We start from the raw sequence: 18,929 nt of genomic DNA, 5'->3' as shown, positions 1-18,929 counted from the left end.
GAATCATACAAGGAAGGTGACCAGGATAGTGGGCTATCTGAGGGCTCTGCTGACGCAGTAGGATTCAAAATAGGCTAGCATACTGACTAGTTATTTATTTAAATATGCCTAAAGTTGAATAATTAGCATATGAAAAGAAATAGCAAGTGAAATATAATACATATTAGCTGTATATTTCTTTGAAGATGACTCATTTGGAGGAATTATGAAAAAGATATTATTAATATGTACATTCTTTGTTTTTATTATATCTGTAACTGGATGTGGGTCTAAAAATAAGGGAGAGAAAGATACTTTAGTATATTTAAAAAATTTAAAAAGCTATAGTGCAGATATGAATATTGAAGTTAAAAATGATAAACAAAAGTTGAATTACAGTGGTAGACAAATATATTCTTTAGGGTTAGGATATAGATTAGAGCTAAATAAGGAAAGAGTGCTTATATACAGGGAAGATAAAATTTATGTTACTGATTTACAAAATGGACAAAAATATACAACTGATATGAGTTTTGATGATGTATATAAACTAAGTTTTTTAGGAAATTTTATTGATCTGCTATATACAAATGAAAGTATAAAAACTTCTTTTGAAACTATAGATAATGATCAATATGAATTAGTGAATACTGATATGCCTGATAGCAATAGGAATATAGGCTATGGTGTTCTATATATTGAGGTGGATAAGAAGCTTCCTGAAAAGTTAATTATATACGATAAAAATGGAAAAGAAAAATTTATAATAACGTATAAAAATTTTATACCTAACTGTAATGTAGATAAAACTCTTTTTGAGTTTAATCAATAAAAACTAGAGGATATATTTGGAAAGGTGATGCACTTTGTTTAAACATTTAAGACCTGTTTGGGCAGAAATTAATCTTGATAATTTGGAATTTAATATGAAGGGTATAAAAAAACTTGCTAAAAGCACCGAAATCTTTGGCGTAGTAAAGGCCGATGCCTATGGACATGGAGCCATTGATGTAGCACCTGTACTTTTAGAAAATGGTGCTACTAGGTTAGCTGTAGCAGTTATAAGTGAAGCTGTAGAACTTAGAAGAGCTGGAATTGACTGCCCAATTATGATTTTGGGATATACACCTTTGAGTTTAGCTGATGATATATTGAAATACGATATAGAACAAACTGTATTTTCCTATGAATATGCATTAGAACTTTCTAAAGTGGCTGAAAAGAGACACATAAAAGTTAAAATACATATAGCATTGGATACAGGGATGGGGAGAATTGGATTTTTACCTGATGAGAAAAGCGTAGAAGACGTATATAAAATAGGCGAATTGCCAAATATAGAAATAGAAGGATTATTTTCTCATTTTTCTACGGCAGATGAAGATAATAAAGACTATACGTACAAGCAATATAATAATTTTAATTGGTTTTATGAAAAACTCAAAGATAGAGGTGTTTCAATAATGGTAAGGCATGTAGCTAATAGTGCTGCTATCATGGATTTACCGGATACCCATCTTGATGGAGTAAGGCCTGGAATAATACTCTATGGATATTATCCCTCTGAGGAAGTAAATAAGAAAAAGTTAGAATTAAAACCTGTAATGACTTTAAAAACCAATATAGTACACATAAAAACTCTTAAAAAAGGGGAATATATAAGTTATGGCAGAAAATTCAGATGTGAAAAAGACAGTGTTATTGCCACTCTTCCTGTAGGGTATGCTGATGGATATACAAGACTTATGTTTGGAAAGGCAAAAGTTATAATAAATGATGAATTTGCTCCTGTAGTTGGTAGAATCTGCATGGATCAATGTATGGTAGACATAACTGATATTAGTACAGCCAAGGTTGGAGATGAAGTAATCCTTATGGGAGAGTCTAAAAATTGTAAGTTTAATGCAGATGATATAGCTGAACATATAAATACTATAAATTACGAAGTGGTTTGTATGATTGGAAAAAGAGTTCCTAGAGTCTACATAAAAAATAGAAAAGTTACAAAAATAAGGAACTATGTGTAGCATATACATAAGAAAAATGTAGATAAATAAAGTAAATCCTTTGACATATTGACAAATTTTAAATTATAATGGGTACATACATATTTTCGTTTTGGTAAATAGGAGGTATTAATTGTCCAATGTCAAGCTCAAAGAGATTAGTAGTAAACCTCACAGATGCACTTTGTAGTGAATTTGATAAAGCACTAAAGGAAGATTGTAAAAAAAGAAGTGAATTTATTCGTGAAGCAATAATATTATATATAGAAGAGAAGAAAAAAATTAATTTTATGGAAGAAATGAAAAAGGGATATATGGAAATGTCAGAATTAAACCTAGAAATTTGTGAAATGGGCTTTTGTTCTGATATAAAAGAATTAAAAGAATATGAAGTTAAGCTTTCGGAGAGTGATTTGCCTGATGACGATGGTGGTGAAACGAGGAGATATATTCTATGCTGACTTAAGTCCAGTAGTTGGATCAGAACAGGGTGGAATAAGACCTGTTATCATTATTCAAAATGATATAGGTAATAAATACAGTCCTACAGTAATTGTAGCTGCAATTACTTCGCAGATAAATAAGGCAAAACTTCCAACTCACGTTGAAATTTCTTCAGAGGAATATGGATTGAATAAGGATTCGGTAGTTTTGTTAGAACAAATAAGAACTCTTGACAAGAAAAGGCTTAAAGAAAAAATAGGTCATATGACAGATAGTGATATGGAAAAAGTAGATAAGGCGCTGCTGGTTAGTATATCACTTAAATGTGATTAATTTTTTAAGCCATTTTAAAATTATAAATTTGAAATAGCACTCTAGTTTATTCTGGAATGCTATTTTTTAGTTGCATAATATTAAAGATCATTCTAAAGATAGCTATTGTATTGCTAAAGATAGAATGCTTTTTTTATTTGATTTAATAAATAGTATAGACTAAGTATATAGATTACGTATTTAATCAACATATATAAAATAATTTTTTTGATATATGTTGTTTTGCTTATATATGTGTTACAATATATACATAAATGTGTTATACTAATACATAATGATAAACTCGGAGGTAAAAATATGAAAAATGATCTAAGGCTTCTTAAGAAAACTGCTATAAGTATTAGAGAAGATATCATAACCATGTTGACTGAATCAGCTTCAGGCCATCCAGGAGGTTCTTTATCTTCAGTAGAAATAATGACAACTTTATATTTTAAAGAGATGAATATAAATCCTGAAAACCCAAAGGATGAGAATAGGGATAGATTTGTGCTATCTAAAGGGCATGCAGCACCAGCTCTCTATAGTACATTGGCTGAAAGAGGTTATTTTAATAAAGATGAACTGAAGGGGCTTAGAAAGTTTGGGTCTATATTACAAGGTCATCCTAATATGAATTATGTACCTGGAGTAGACATGTCTACAGGATCTTTAGGACAGGGGATTTCAGCAGCAGTAGGAATGGCTCTTGCAGGAAAGCTTGATAAAAAGGATTATAGAGTCTATGCATTACTTGGAGATGGTGAACTAGAAGAAGGACAAGTTTGGGAAGCTTCCATGGCGGCTGCACATTATAAACTAGATAATTTAACTGCCTTTGTTGATCATAATGGACTTCAGATTGACGGAAAATGTGAGGATGTAATGTCGCCGGAACCAGTAAGTAATAAGTTTAGAGCCTTTAATTGGAATGTAATTGATGTAGATGGACATGATTTTAATGCTTTAATAGCTGCAATTGGTGAAGCTAAAAATATTAAGGGTAAGCCTACAGTAATTGTTTGTAAAACTGTAAAGGGGAAAGGTGTAAGTTTTATGGAAAATGAAGCATGTTGGCACGGAACGGCACCAAACCAAGAACAATGTAATAAAGCTTTAAGTGAAATTGGAACTGAATAATTTAACTAATTACTCAGTTAAGGAAGCTGAAAGGAAATAATAAGTCAAGGACACCTAAGTATAAAAGATATAGGAGGTTAAAATAATGTCAAAAAAAGTAGCTACTAGAGAGGCCTATGGGAAAGCATTAGCTAATATAGGGTTAGAAAATAAAAAAATTGTTGTATTGGATGCGGATTTATCTAAATCTACAAAAACAGCTGAGTTTAAAAAAGAGTGCTCTGATAGATTCATTAATATGGGTATAGCAGAGGGAAATATGATGTCAGTAGCAGCTGGTCTTGCTGCCTGCGGTAAAATTGCTTTTGCCAGTACTTTTGCTATATTTGCAGCAGGAAGAGCTTTTGAACAAATAAGAAATTCTATTTGCTATCCTAAATTAAATGTAAAGATATGCGCTACTCACGCAGGACTTACAGTTGGAGAAGATGGGGCTTCACATCAATCTGTAGAAGACATATCTTTAATGAGAAGCATACCAAATATGACAGTAATAAGTCCTAGTGATGCAGTTGAAACGGAGGCGGCTATTAAAGCTATAACTGAATACAATGGGCCTTGTTATGTTAGACTCGGAAGAGCAGGGGTAAATATTATAAATGATACACCTGATTATAAATTTGAGCTTGGCAAAGGTGTTGTATTAAGAGAAGGCACAGATGCTGCAATTATTGCCACTGGTATTATGGTAGATGCAGCTTTAGAAGCTTATAATATTTTAAAGACAGAGGGAATAAGTGTTAAAGTAATTAACATACATACGATAAAACCTATAGATACAGATATAATAATTTCTGCTGCAAAGGAAACAGGTGTTATTGTAACAGCTGAGGAGCATAGTATAATTGGAGGACTGGGTTCAGCAGTTTGTGAAATTACCAGTGAAAATTATCCTGTTCCTGTATTTAGAGTTGGTATTAAAGATGTATTTGGGGAAAGTGGAAAACCGGATGAGCTTTTAAAAGCTTATAATTTAACTGCTGAAGATATAGTGGGCCAAGTTAAAGAGGGAATAAATTTAAAAAATAATCAGTTATTATTTAAGTAATAAGTATTTTTTTCATCAATGATGCTATATAAATTTATCCAAATTTAATGGGAGTACAAATTCCCATTAAGTAAGCTTTATTGATATGATGCTAGGCTTCCACTTTTAAGTGACTGCCTAATATATTAAAAGGAGCTGTCCACATAATAGAAAGTGATTTCTGAGGTGTGGATAGCTCTTTTTGCATTTATTTTCAGATACCTAATTATATTTAGAAAATTATAGATTATCACTAGTGCTTAATTATATAAAGTACTAAGATATTGTTAAACCGGTTTACTATATAAAAATAGCAATTAGAAGTGTATATGGGATTTATATGAATATAATTTTAAATTAACGGGAAGTTAACGCGATTATTATATGTAATTAACAAAACCGGTTTAATATGTCCATAGAGGTGATTATTATTACAAATATAAATGATGTAGCAAAAGAAGCTGGTGTGTCTAAAAGTACAGTTTCTAGTGTTTTTAGTGGAAAAAGACCTATCAGTAATAAAGTTAAAGAACATGTTTTTCAGGTTGCTAAAAAGCTAAATTACAGACCAAACTATTTGGCAAGAAGTCTAGCTATTAAAGAAACGAAGATCATTGGATTAAATATGCAGGGTGAAAATGTGAAATTTAGCCAGTTTCATTTATCTCTCTTGAATGGTGTGCTTAAAGTATGCTATGAGAGTGGCTACAGGGTTCTAGTAAATCATTTGTCACCTCGATATGATAATCATATACAATTTCAGACAACGGATCCTGTTGATGGAGAAATACTGCTTGATCCAGCAAAGAAAGATCAGAGAATTGTTGAAAGATTAGAGAAAAATATACCAATGGTTGTCATAGGAAGACCAGAAAAAGAATATGAAGATAAGGTTTTTTATGTAGACAATGATAATGTAAATATTGCAGCCAAACTTACCGACTATCTAATGGGATTGGAGCATAAAAACATTTTATTTCTAAATTCATTAGAATCACGGACCGTAAGTCAAGATAGAGCAAAAGGTTATTTAGAAGCCTTTAGAACCTTAGGTCTTGATGCAAATAATGATTACTTAGTTTTTAAACCTGATGAGATGACATCTATTGAATACGGTTATCTGTTTACAAAGGAAATAATATCAAAACATCGAGATGTTACGGCTATAATTGCAGACAGTGACAAGGTGGCACAGGGAGTATATAATGCATTACACGAATTGGGTTTGGCAATTCCAGAAGATATTTCAGTTGCAGCCTTTAGTGATGGCTCGGAAAGTACGCTTTCACCAACATTAACTTGTGCGAACTTAAATTCAGAGATTTTAGGAGAAGAAGCTGCTAAGTTGCTTATTGAACAATGCAAAAACAAAGATACCATAGTAAAAAAATTGATAATATCTTCAAAATTAATATTAAGAAAATCAACAAAAAACATTTTTCGTCATGACCCATTGGGTTAGGCATGTTCAAAAAATAAACTAGTCAGTATGCTAGCCTATTTTAAATCCTACTACGTCAACAGAACCCTCTAATAGCTCACTATTTTCGGAAACTGTTTCCTTGTAAGATTTAAAATATTCGTCGCATCTTTGACTCCTTATTTATTTTCACATGCCTTAGTAAAAAATATCGAGAGGAAGATAGAATTCATGGCATATTTAGAATTCAGGAATCTGGTAAAGGTGTATGATGACTCTAAGAAAGGCAAATTCTATGCTGTTAATAACTCAAATATTGAAGTTGAAAAAGGTGAATTAGTGGTTTTTGTTGGACCATCTGGGTGTGGAAAATCCACTTCGCTCCGTATGCTGGCAGGGCTTGAAGAACCAACTAGCGGAGATATTATTATTGATGGACAAGTTGTAAATGATATGATACCAAAGGAAAGAGATATAGCAATGGTATTTCAGGATTATGCACTTTATCCTCATATGAAAGTAAAAGAAAACTTATCCTTTGGCCTTGGTAATATGAAAGTAGCCAAGAAAGAAATTGATAAAAGAGTGGAGACAGCATCAAATATGTTGGAATTATCAGAACTTCTAGATAGATTTCCAAAGCAATTGTCAGGAGGGCAAAGACAGAGGGTAGCTTTGGGTAGGGCGCTTGTACGAGAGCCTAAAGTATTTCTGCTTGATGAACCTCTTTCAAATTTAGATGCAAAGCTGAGAGTTCAGACCAGAAAGCAAATTGCAGAACTTCATAAAAAGTTAAATGCCACAATGGTATATGTAACTCATGATCAGATAGAAGCCATGACACTAGGAGATAAAATTGTTGTTATGAATAAAGGTGAGATACAACAAATAGCAGATCCAGAAACACTTTATAATTATCCTGCTAATATTTTTGTGGCAGGATTTATTGGAACTCCACCTATGAATTTGTTAAATGCTGTATTGATTGATGAAAATACTGTAGAAATAAGTGGGCTTAAAGTTTTGATGCCTGAGGAAATATTAAATAAATGCAAAGAATATATTGGAAAAAGGATTATATTAGGCATCCGCCCTGAACATATTACCATAAATGACAATGCAAATGTTGTATATTCTTCAAAGCCAAATATCATAGAATTTTTAGGAAGTGAAAACTTACTGTATTTTAATATTGGAGATCAGGAGTTAATTGCAAAAGTAAATGTACAGAGCAAAATGAATGAGGACAGAGTCTATGATATAGGTTTTATACTTGAAAATATAAACCTATTTGACGGAGACACTGGAGAGAGAATTTAACATTGTTGTAATTTTAAATTACATAAATAATTAAAAATCAAGGAGGATAAGAATAATTATGTCAAAGAAAAGTATATTAACCTTTGTGGCAGTAATTAGTATTTTGACTACCTCAATTTTTACAGGGTGCAGCAATAATACAAAACAAGCTGCTAGTACAGCTGATGCACCGATAGCTAAGAAAGAGGTAAGGATTCTTACAGGTGGACCTGGTGGTAAAGATGATCAGGAAATGAAGCTTTTCACTGAAGCAATAAACAAGGCAACAGGATTACAGGTAACAATTGATAAGCCTGCTTCTGATTATGATAATGTGATGATGCAAAAGCTTCAAGCAGGCGAAAAATACGATTTAGTGTATTTTACTCAGGACAAGCTTCCAGCCCTTGTAAATCAAGGTGCCCTTACGGATATTACTAGTTATGTTAAAAAATCAAAGACTTTATCAGATACCAATGTTATACCACAATCTGAATGGGATGCAATAAAAGTTGACGGAAAATTGTATGCTGGCTTCAACAAGAAAGAAGTAGAAAGAGTTGTAAATGTAAATTCAGTTATAGCTCAAAAAGCTGGTGTAGAGGCTGCAAATATAAATCCTACACTTGATGGTTACTATGAAGCATTTAAGAAAATGAAAGCCTATAATGACAGCAATGGAGGTGCTAAGGATTTCTATCCATTTAACCTAGCAATTACTCAGATGTATGACATGCAGCCTTGGTTTTCAACAGTTGGACTGCAAGGTGGAATAGTTCCTGACAAAAGCGGAAATAAAACAGTTCCCTGGTCTACAGATGAAGCAGCACCGGTATGGGACTGGCTTCACAAACTATATTCTGAAGGGTTAATGGATAAAGATGCTCTAACGGATACAACTAAGCAATTAAGAAATAAGTTTCAAACAGGAAAAACGGGCACAGTTACTGATTGGGCTGCATGGACTGGTCTCTATAACAAAAACGCAGGAGCTCAGTATCCAAATGATTTCAAGGCTTATCCACTTCCAGGAACCAAAGGAGCAGACGGAAAGTATATGTTAACAAGAGGTGGGGCTTCCTTATGGGGTATACCGGCTAATGCTGAAAATGTACAAGGTGCCATGAAGGTTCTTGAGTATTTCGCAACTCAAAAGGGCGGGGAATTATTATCTGTTGGTATGGAAGGAAGCGATTATAATATAGTTGATGGAAAATATGTTTTAACTGATACAGGTGTAAAACATGCTGGAGATCACGGTGCACCATTACCTATTGATGCTCAGTTTAAAAATCCTATAGGATGGAATCCTGGATTTGAAGATGCTTTGAATTATATTAAATATGCAAAGATTGAAAATTCATACCCTGAAACAAGCAAGTATACAGAAATTGTTGGTAAATATGCAGTAAAAATAATAAAAGGTGATGTAAGCACACAAGATGGACTTGCTCAAATGAGAGCTGAATTAAAGCAAGCTGGAGTAATCCAATAATATTAACTATACAAGAAGAGTTTTACTCTTCTTGTAGTTTATTATAATACAAGTTCTAAAGGGCTTGCATTACTTTAGAGAGGGTGATAAGGTGAAGCACATGGAAGTCAAGAAATCTATCTTATCAAAATTTAATAATCCTTTTAATAAGAATACTTTGAGGCAGATAAAAAAATATAAGGCCATATATTTTATGATGATTCCTGTGGTATTATATTTTGTGGTTTTTTCATATTATCCTCTTATATTGGGAATAATTCAAAGCTTGCAGAAAAATAAGCTGCTAGGAACTCCAGAATTTACGGGTATTTCCAATTATAAAGAGGTTTTAGGAGATTACCAATTTCATCAGGCATTTCAAAATTCATTGACAATAGGCATAGGAACTCAAATTATTAGCATTATTTTAGCACTAGTTCTTTCACTGGGAATAAATGAAGTTAGAAATAAATTTGCTAAAGCTTCAATGGAAACAGTTACCTTTATTCCATATCTACTTTCATGGACTGTAGTTGGTGGTATGTGGGTATTTGTGCTCTCCGGCAATGGTTTAATTAATAATATATTATCATTAATAGGTGGCAAATCAGTGCAATTTTTAGCTGAAGAAAGATATGCACAGTTAATTTTCATATTAGCAGATACATGGAAATCAATAGGATATTATTCAATATTGCTTTTAGCAGGAATAGTTTCTATAAGTCCTAATTTATTTGAAGCTGCTCAGATAGATGGAGCGTCAAGGGAAAAGCAGATAAGAAAAATAATAGTACCACAGCTTGTGCCGACTTTAAAGGTTATTATAATGTTGGGAACTATGGGATTACTGAGAAATTTTGATCAGGTGTTTGTTATGGGTAATGTTGCAATTATGGATAAAGTAAGGTCATTACTGCTCTATATCTATACAGAAGGTATTACGCAATTCAAGATTGGTAAAGCTACTGCTGCTGCAACAATGGTGCTTATAGCAACTTTAGTTTTAGCGTCTATAGTGAGAAAGCTAATCAGGTATGATGATGTCTATTAATTAGAAAGGTGATAATTTAAAATGTTTAAAAAGAAAATAAAATACAAAAATTCCATGATACCAGGGATAAGAGTACTAAACTATACTATGCTTTTAATTCTCTTTATAACCATGGCAGTTCCCATGATTAATGTTTTAGCTATATCCTTCTCAACTAAATTGGGGTCTATGCAGCCAGGGATTAGACTGTTTCCTGACCGTTTTACACTGGAAGGCTATAAAGATGTTTGGACAAGGGTCCAGCTGTGGAGGCCATTCTTTAATTCACTCTTTGTAACAATATTGTCCACCTTTATTGAGATAATTCTTTCCTCAATGGCAGGTTATGTGCTAATACAGAAGGATTTGCCCTTTAAAAAATTAATGACAACCTTAATTATAGTAACAATGATGATTCCAGGGGATTTAACCTTAATATCAATATATTCAGTTAATAAACAATTGGGATTGCTTAATACATATACAGGATTAATAGTAAACAGCTTGGTTTCCGGATTAAGTATTTTATTAATGAGAAATTACTTTCTTTCGGTTCCGGAGTCTTTGGCAGAGGCAGCGAGGCTTGATAATACTGGTGAATTTAAAATATTCTGGAGGATATATCTTCCGCTTTCAGTTCCAGGACTTGCAACTGTCACATTTATAGAATTTATAAATAAATGGAATAGTCTTATGATTCCAACTACCTTAATAACTCAGCAGGATAAATATACCCTTCCACTGGTGATAAGGGCACTGGTATTTAATCAGGCAAGCCAATCGGGTACGGATTTTATAGCACCAAATACCATTATGGCAGCAATGGTAATTTCCATTATTCCATTAATTCTAATATATATATTTGCTCAAAGATTCCTCATATCAGGAATGACAATTGGAGCTTCAAAGGAGTGATGAATTATGCCAAGCATACTTGAGGTAAATATAGAAAGATTAGTAGCAAAATGTGAAGAAAAGACTTACTTTGAAATTACTTTTAAAGTACCAGAGAATGTTTCAAAGATTGAGGTATCCTATTCATATAAAAGAAGAGAAATCAAACGTGATGAAACAGGGGATGAATTTAACAGAGAAATTAACGTTGTGGATATAGCTATAAGAGATGAAAGTAAAACCTTTAGGGGCTGGTCAGGTTCTGAAAGATTGTATTTTTATATTACGGAAAATGAATCTACTCCTGGCTACATAAGAGGAATTATTAATGAAGGTGAATGGGCAATAATTTTAGGAGCCTATAAAATACAGGAAAAAGGATGTAGAGTAAGTTTAAATATTAAATTTACTTTAAAAGAAAGAATACTTTTAAAAGGAGACCTTCATGTTCACTCAATTCATTCAGATGGTAAATATGAAGTTCCTGATTTGATAAAACTAGCCAAACTACATGAAATGGATTATATGCTCCTTACTGATCATAATACATTTTCTCAATGTGAAGAGATAAAAAGCAGTGATTCCCTTGTAGTGATTCCTGGTATGGAATGGACTCACTATAATGGGCATTGTAATTTCCTTGGTGTAAAAAATCCTATAAAGAATTTCGTTTCAAATGATAAAGAGAAAACTATAGAGATAATGAATGAGGCAAAAGCAAGTGGTGCACTTGTTATTTTAAACCATCCACATTGCCAGTATTGTGGTTGGAAATGGGGGTTTGATGTTCCTTTCCATGCTGTTGAGATTTGGAACGGACCAATGAAAAAGTCAGAATATGATACTGTGGAGTGGTGGAATTCTAAACTTATTGAGGGAGAAAGAATTCCAATTGTTGGAGGAAGTGATAGCCATAAAAATGAATTGCTTAGAATGATAGGTACTCCTACTACATTTTTATATAGTTATTCAAGAGGACAGTCGGACATCTTAAATGCCATTAAAAATGGACATTCATTTGTAAGTTACAAAGTAAATGGTCCCATAATGGAATTTTCTGTTGGGAAAGATATTATGGGTGATTGTATAGATTTAAAAGAAAATAAGATTGGATTAGTTAAGGTAGAGAACGTAGGTTTCAAAGATGAAATTAAGTTGATTTCAGATAAAGGTATAGAAAAAATATATGAGGTTAATGAAGAAAGCACAAAGACTTTTACATTTGAAGTTGAGAAGAGAAAATTTTATCGTATTGAGGTGTGGAGAGAAATTCTTCCGAAAATGCTGACGTTGGTTTCCATTTCAAATCCTATTTATATTAGGAAGTGGATAGATGAAAAATATTAATAAAGTACATGTGATATTTAAGACGCATTTAGATGTGGGTTTTACAGATTTAGCTGAAGAAGTAATAAATGAATATGTAAAAAATTTTATTCCTAAGGCTGTGAAATTGGCGAATGATGTAAATAAACATGAGAAAAATAAAAAATTTGTATGGACGGTTGGATCATGGTTAATAGATGAATATTTAAGAAGGACAAATGGAAAAGCGAGGGAAGAGTTTGTGAATGCCATAAATAGTGGATATATAGTATGGCATGGTCTTCCATTTACAACTCATAGTGAACTTATGGACGAGGAGTTATTTGATTTTGGGATTTCCATAAGTAAAGAATTAGATAAGAAATTTACAAGAAAAACCATTGCAGCAAAGATGACAGATGTTCCAGGACACACTATAGGTATAGTTGAACCCCTTTGTAGAAATGGTATTAAGTATCTTCATATAGGAGTAAATGAAGCATCACAAAAACCAGATTTAAATGATACATTTATATGGCGGGATTCCAAAGGAAATGAAATAATAGTAGGGTACTGCCAGGGCTATGGCAAAAGTACTTTAGTGCCTGGTTTTGATGAGGCATTGGTATTTGTGCATTCAGGTGATAACTCTGGGCCTCCTACTAAAGCAGATATTTATAAACAAATTGAAAAAATACAAGAACAGTTTAAAGGGGCAGAAGTAAAAGCTTCTACCTTGGACGATTATGCACGAGCTCTTATAAATTTTAAGAAGGAATTGCCGGTGGTAACAGAGGAAATAGGAGATACATGGATACATGGTATAGCAACAGATCCATATAAGGTATCAGTTTTCCTTGAACTCTTAAGATTAAAACATAAGTGGATAAAGGAAGGAAAACTAGAGAAGGATAGTAAGATCTATAGGAATTTTATGGGAAATTTGCTTATGATACCAGAGCATACCTGGGGACTTGATTTTAAAAAGTATATGGCAGATTATAAAAATTGGAGAAAGCAAGACTTTTTGAAGGCAAGAAATTTAGATAAATTAAGTGATAGTTATATTCCGGAAAAATATGACCAATATGCTAGGTTTGCTAGAAATGAGTTTAAAGCACAGATAAAGCATATGGGGTGGAAGGATAGAAGCTATTCTTTTTTTGAGTCTTCTCATAGAGAGCAAAGATATTATTTAGATAATGCAATAAAAGTACTATCAAAGGATTTAAAAGAAGATGCACAAAAGGCTATAAAAGAGCTTACTGAATATCCTGAAATAAACCACAAATATAAAAAAATAAATTACAATGAGGAATGTGAAATAAATGGCTATAGTATTGCTGTATTGGAGGATGGGAGTATCAAAGTTCATGGGCATAGTCTAAGTAGGCCAGTTATTTTGGGAAAAGCTACATATCAATTATTTGGGGCCAGTACATTTAATAAATGGAAAAAAGAATATATGGTTAATTTGGATGCTAATAGGCTGTGGGCTATACCTGATTTCTTTAAACCAGGAATTGAAGAAGCTGGAGCACCACAACACAATATTCACTTCTATTCCAAAGTAGAAAACTGTACTATAAAAGAAAAGGAACTAATTATAGAGCTAAGATTTAATGATAGTGAATGTGAAGAATATGGATGTCCTAGAAAAGCAATCATGAAATATATATTTGATGACAAAGAGATTTATATGTCTTCTTATTTCTTAAATAAAGATGCATCCAGACTGCCGGAAGCCCTATGGATTTCACATTTTGTAGATAATGATTCGATTAGAGAGATTAAGTTTAATAAATTAGGTGAGATAATAGATCCATTCAGAGTTGTGAAATATGGAAATAGAAATTATCATTCCATAAAGGAAGTAGAATTTAAACTGGATAATGTAAACTGCAGCATAACACCAATGGATTCCACATTAGTTTCATTGGGAGAAATGCGTTTATATGATTTTAATCAGGAATATGCAGATCCGAAAGGTGGCTTTCACTTTAATCTATATAATAATTTATGGGGAACCAACTTTAAAATGTGGTATGAAGAAAACATAATAAGTAGATTTTCTATAAAGATAAACTAATTTTTAAAAATTGCAAAGGATATTTATGATATGAAATTTAGTAAGGAACACAAATTATTTCTTGCTTCCAACACAATTGTAGCTTTTTCAATGGCTATTTCATCAACTTTTTTTAATATATTTGTATATAGGTATACTTCAAGTTCCATAGAAATGATGATATTGTTCAATGCTATAAAGTATTTAACTGTACCAGGTGTCTTTGTAATAGGATCTTACTTAACTAAAAGAATAAGTTTGATAAGAATTTTTGGTATAAGCATGTTAATATATATGTTTATGCTCATAGCTGCTATCACTTTAAGCTCATATAAAGTTATAGATTATGTACCTTTTGTTTTACTAATAGGAATATTGTGGGGAATGGGAGATGGACTTTATTGGATGTCCTTTAATTCACTTCAGCAGATTCTAATGAAGGGAAAAATAAGGACAAGATTCATAGCAATATATTCAAGTTTGAGTGGTGCAGCTTCTATTGCAGCACCAACCTTCTCTACAATGTCTATTGGCTTGTTTGGCACAAAAGGATACCTATTTATTTTTAGTACAATATTGGTTTACTACATAATAGCCTTTATTCTTGTGTTAAAAATTAATTTGCCGAAGGACGAAAATATTAATATTGACTTTTTTAATAAAGTCGAACACAAAAAATATACAAAATTAAAGTTCAATTTTGTATTAAATACGGTGGTTGGTTTTAGAGAAGGTGTTGGTATTTCTTTTTTAAGTCTTATGTATATAAATGCTTTTAATAATGATGATATTTTTTATGGCTCATTTACAACTGTTATAGCAATACTTTTAGTATTTTCTAATTATGCTGCTGGTAGAATATATCATAGTAAGCATAAAAATATTTTTTTTATAATTTCATCTTCTATGCTGGTTATAGCTTCCTGTTTTTTTGGAATTGTAAATTCAAAGCTGTCAGCAGTGGCCTACGGGATAATTTATAATCTGATATTTCCCATGTATTATATACCAATAACAGTATTGTCATTTAGTATTATTGATTACTGTTCAAAAACAAGAGGCGAAATATATGTAAATATGACCGCCAGAGAAACTGGAATAAATTTTGGAAGGTTGATAGCAATGTTGACAACTCTCCTTTGTGTTAATTTATTTCACAACGGATTGAATTTTGCTTTTACAGTAACAAATTTAGCTATAATAATAGTATTATTGCTATGCTATACTTATCAATGAATCTTACTCATTGGGAATTTGTACTCCCAATGAGTTTAGATGAATTATCCAGGAATGTGTCGCTGTTATCTCCAACTTGTAGCAGGTGGAGTGTTACAGCGACTAGTTATCGGGTAAAAAAATAATAATATTATAGACTGTGACTAAGGTGATTTGATGTGATTTTTATCTTTGTTACAGTCTCTTTATTTGTCTTTGCATTTTATTTTTCATCAATAAGTACACTTTCTTGTTTTTTATATTCGAATCTCTAATTTATTTATCAATGTTTAGTTTATTTTGTGGTATACTTTTCAAAGAATATAATAGTATAAATATTGTACATTTGTAGGAAAAATATATGAGACATCTGAAAATAAATAACAATATTAAAGTACTAACCATTTATTTTTTAATATGCCTAGCAATAAATAACGATAAGGGTGATGAAATGAAAAAATTAAAAGAATATGTATTAATAACTATTGGATTTTTAATTGTTGTTCTCAGTATAAAGTTTTTTTTAGAACCAAACAAAATAGCAGCAGGTGGAATTATGGGAATAGCAATAATAGTTAATGAAATTTTCCCTAAACTGTCTGTAGGGCTTTTGATGACTGTGATGAATTCAGCTTTGTTTATAGTAGCTTTTAGTGCTATAGGAGGAAAGTTTGGGGCTAAGACCATATATTCAAGCTTAGGGCTTTCAGGTGCAGTTTGGATTATGGATAAATTTTTCACTTTTGGAACTATAACTAACAATATATTGCTTGCAACCTTATTTGGAACTCTTTTAAGTGGTATAGGAATGGGGATAGTTTTTAATCAGAATGCATCTACTGGGGGAACTGATATTATTGCAAAGATTTTAAATAAGTTTTTTCACATTGATATTGGTAAAGCTTTACTAATTGTAGATCTTATTATAACACTTTTTGCAGGTGCTACTCTTGGTGCTGATCTTGGTATGTTTTCATTGCTGTCTGTTATACTCCATGGCTTTATAATAGATATGGTAATTGAAGGTTTTAATGTATGTAAACAAATAATGATAATAAGTAAAAAAAATGATGAGATAAGTAAATATATTATAGAAAAACTTGATAGAGGTTGTACTGTGTTCAATGGTAAAGGTGGGTATACCTGGGAAGATACCTTTATACTATACACAGTACTTAGCAGAAATGAATTTATAAAATTAAAAAAATACATAAAGGAAATTGATCCAAAAGCATTTATAACTGTAAGTGATGCACGTGAAGTTCTAGGAGAAGGATTTAATAACATAGTAGGTGAAGATTAATTAGTAATCAATTTCTAAAATAGTATAATGAATTAAGGATACTATGTAAGTTATTTAGTTTCAAGTAAATAATTTACATAAATCCTATATATGTAAGTGTATAATTTAAATTATATTATATATTTATGAAAATTTTGACTTTAAATGAAAAAATATTTTGTAGAAAAAACTTAAATTATTAAGTATTATAATGTATAGACATATTTATTCAATAAAATTAATACAATTTTAATAAAAATATGACTTTAGAAAACCTTTAAGTATGCTATAATTAATACATACATGTTTTACAAGAAAAACAATATAAATTGGGGAGAAAAATAATGATCGAGTTTAAAAATGTCAGCAAAGTTTATATGAATGATGTTGTTGCACTTTCAAATATTAATATAACTATTAAAAAAGGAGAATTTGTTTTCTTAGTTGGACCAAGTGGAGCTGGTAAATCCACTTTCGTAAAATTGTTAATGAGAGAAATTGAGCCTACTGCTGGTTCTATTGTGGTAAGTGATACTGATATTACTACTCTGTCAAGAAAGCAAATTCCATATTATAGAAGAAAGGTTGGCATGGTGTTTCAGGATTACAGACTTATACCTACACTTAGTGTGTATGAAAATGTAGCCTTTGCCATGAGAATTATTCAGTCAAGTCATAAGGAGATAAAGAAAAGAGTTCCTTTGGTATTGGCAATGGTTGGTTTATCCCATAAGTATAAAGATTTTCCAAATCAGCTTTCGGGTGGAGAACAGCAAAGAGTTTCTATAGCTAGAGCTATAGTAAATAATCCTTCTATACTGATAGCGGACGAGCCTACGGGAAATCTTGATCCAGATACTGCTAATGACATAATGAATATATTAAGTGATATAAATAGGGCTGGAACTACTGTTTTAATGGCAACTCATGCTAAAAATATTGTTAACGATATGAAAAAAAGAGTGCTGGCTATTGAAAATGGAATTTTGGCTAGAGACGAACAAAGGGGTAGATACGATGAGGATTAGTACAATTAAGCTATTTATCATGGATGCTTTAAAAAGTATAAGGAGAAATGCTACAATAAGTTTGGCATCGGCAGCCACCGTAATGGCTACGCTTTTTATTCTAGGGGCCTTTGCTATGCTTCTCTTAAACGTTAAGGTAGGTATAACTGATGTGGAATCTCAAATTGAAGTTCAGATTATTTTAAAAGATGATATTAAAATAGACCAACAGCAGGCTGCCTACAATAAGATAAGTAAACTGGATGGAGTAACTAGTGTTACATTCAAAAGCAAAAAACAAGCATTGGAAGATTTAAAGCAGCAATTAGGGGATAAAAATAAAGGTTTAGTTGCGGGGATGGAAAATGATAATCCTCTTCCAAATTCCTATATCGTAAAGGTTAAGCAGCCTGACTATGTGTCTAAAGTTGTCAGTGCGGTACAGCCTGATGGTAAATATATGGATGGTATAGAACAGGCCAAGGATGGACGTGATATAGTTAATAAAATTTCATCTATAACTAAAACTGTACAATGGGTTGGAGTTGCTTTATTTGTTATATTAATAGGAGTTTCATTATTTCTTATAGGTAATACTATTAGACTTGCAGTATATTCAAGACGTAGAGAGATTAATATAATGAAGTATATAGGAGCTACAGATTGGTTTATAAGATGGCCTTTTATTATCGAAGGAATGGTAATAGGACTATTTGGGGCTATTATATCAGTTTTACTTTTATACTACGTATATGGATTAGCTTATTCTAAAGTAACTTCTTCTGTATCTATGATGATGAAATTTATAAGTCCTATATATATATTGACCAACATATCATGGGCATTTATTCTTATTGGAATATTTATAGGAGCAATGGGAAGTATAATAGCGATTAGAAAATTTCTTATTGTTTAAAAAAATAAACATATGCTGTATAATACTTATTTTTATGAGAAAAATTAAATATATAATTTCGGCATGCAGAGGTCAGTTTATTATGCATGCCACTTTATTTTATCATTGAAT

The 18,929-nt window shown here is 31.7% G+C and carries 17 protein-coding genes; all 17 read left to right on the top strand.

Translation table 11 applies throughout. From position 1 onward, the window contains the following. Positions 1–205 precede the first annotated feature (205 nt). A complete protein-coding gene (locus tag CLOPA_RS17050; protein ID WP_015616673.1) occupies positions 206–811 on the top strand; it encodes a germination lipoprotein GerS-related protein in 606 nt (201 codons plus the stop codon). A 34-nt stretch (positions 812–845) separates the two neighbouring features. After that, positions 846–2,006, top strand: a complete 1,161-nt coding sequence (alr, locus tag CLOPA_RS17045) for an alanine racemase (protein WP_015616672.1) — start codon at positions 846–848, stop codon at positions 2,004–2,006. A gap of 119 nt (positions 2,007–2,125) precedes the next feature. Beyond that, positions 2,126–2,446: a CopG family ribbon-helix-helix protein gene (locus tag CLOPA_RS17040; RefSeq protein WP_015616671.1), complete on the top strand. Its 321-nt coding sequence runs from the start codon at positions 2,126–2,128 to the stop codon at positions 2,444–2,446. Beyond that, entirely contained in the window at positions 2,412–2,762 is a 351-nt protein-coding gene (locus CLOPA_RS17035) for a type II toxin-antitoxin system PemK/MazF family toxin (protein WP_172638624.1), read from the top strand. The genes CLOPA_RS17040 and CLOPA_RS17035 overlap by 35 nt, the downstream gene beginning before the upstream one ends. 297 nt (positions 2,763–3,059) lie before the next feature. Next, entirely contained in the window at positions 3,060–3,881 is an 822-nt protein-coding gene (locus CLOPA_RS17030) for a transketolase (protein ID WP_015616669.1), read from the top strand. Positions 3,882–3,966: 85 nt separating this feature from the next. Beyond that, a complete protein-coding gene (locus CLOPA_RS17025; protein WP_015616668.1) occupies positions 3,967–4,929 on the top strand; it encodes a transketolase family protein in 963 nt (320 codons plus the stop codon). Between the two features lie 388 nt (positions 4,930–5,317). Then, the gene (locus tag CLOPA_RS17020) at positions 5,318–6,370 is read left to right on the top strand and encodes a LacI family DNA-binding transcriptional regulator (protein ID WP_015616667.1); all 1,053 of its coding nucleotides are present in this window, start codon (positions 5,318–5,320) and stop codon (positions 6,368–6,370) included. A gap of 189 nt (positions 6,371–6,559) precedes the next feature. Then, entirely contained in the window at positions 6,560–7,648 is a 1,089-nt protein-coding gene (locus CLOPA_RS17015) for an ABC transporter ATP-binding protein (protein ID WP_015616666.1), read from the top strand. 58 nt (positions 7,649–7,706) lie between these two features. Beyond that, positions 7,707–9,122, top strand: a complete 1,416-nt coding sequence (locus tag CLOPA_RS17010) for an ABC transporter substrate-binding protein (RefSeq protein ID WP_015616665.1) — start codon at positions 7,707–7,709, stop codon at positions 9,120–9,122. A 100-nt stretch (positions 9,123–9,222) separates the two neighbouring features. Then, positions 9,223–10,152: a carbohydrate ABC transporter permease gene (locus CLOPA_RS17005; protein ID WP_155242007.1), complete on the top strand. Its 930-nt coding sequence runs from the start codon at positions 9,223–9,225 to the stop codon at positions 10,150–10,152. Between the two features lie 21 nt (positions 10,153–10,173). Further along, positions 10,174–11,046, top strand: coding sequence for a carbohydrate ABC transporter permease (locus CLOPA_RS17000; RefSeq protein ID WP_015616663.1), 873 nt, complete (start codon positions 10,174–10,176; stop codon positions 11,044–11,046). 6 nt (positions 11,047–11,052) lie between these two features. Continuing rightward, positions 11,053–12,372 (top strand): CehA/McbA family metallohydrolase, encoded by a 1,320-nt coding sequence (locus CLOPA_RS16995; protein ID WP_015616662.1) that lies wholly within the window; start codon positions 11,053–11,055, stop codon positions 12,370–12,372. Then, positions 12,359–14,419 (top strand): DUF5054 domain-containing protein, encoded by a 2,061-nt coding sequence (locus CLOPA_RS16990; protein WP_015616661.1) that lies wholly within the window; start codon positions 12,359–12,361, stop codon positions 14,417–14,419. Before CLOPA_RS16995 ends, CLOPA_RS16990 begins: the two co-directional genes overlap by 14 nt. 30 nt (positions 14,420–14,449) lie before the next feature. Beyond that, complete coding sequence (locus CLOPA_RS16985) at positions 14,450–15,634, top strand: MFS transporter (RefSeq protein WP_015616660.1); 1,185 nt, start codon at positions 14,450–14,452, stop codon at positions 15,632–15,634. A 430-nt stretch (positions 15,635–16,064) separates the two neighbouring features. Further along, complete coding sequence (locus CLOPA_RS16980; RefSeq protein ID WP_041711571.1) at positions 16,065–16,916, top strand: YitT family protein; 852 nt, start codon at positions 16,065–16,067, stop codon at positions 16,914–16,916. A 323-nt stretch (positions 16,917–17,239) separates the two neighbouring features. Next, positions 17,240–17,923: a cell division ATP-binding protein FtsE gene (ftsE, locus tag CLOPA_RS16975; RefSeq protein ID WP_015616658.1), complete on the top strand. Its 684-nt coding sequence runs from the start codon at positions 17,240–17,242 to the stop codon at positions 17,921–17,923. Then, the gene (ftsX, locus tag CLOPA_RS16970) at positions 17,913–18,818 is read left to right on the top strand and encodes a permease-like cell division protein FtsX (protein ID WP_015616657.1); all 906 of its coding nucleotides are present in this window, start codon (positions 17,913–17,915) and stop codon (positions 18,816–18,818) included. Before ftsE ends, ftsX begins: the two co-directional genes overlap by 11 nt. The last annotated feature ends 111 nt before the right edge of the window (positions 18,819–18,929 follow it).

This window comes from Clostridium pasteurianum BC1, assembly GCF_000389635.1.
GTDB lineage: Bacteria > Bacillota > Clostridia > Clostridiales > Clostridiaceae > Clostridium_I > Clostridium_I pasteurianum_A.
This window is presented reverse-complemented; position numbering and strand designations above follow the sequence as displayed.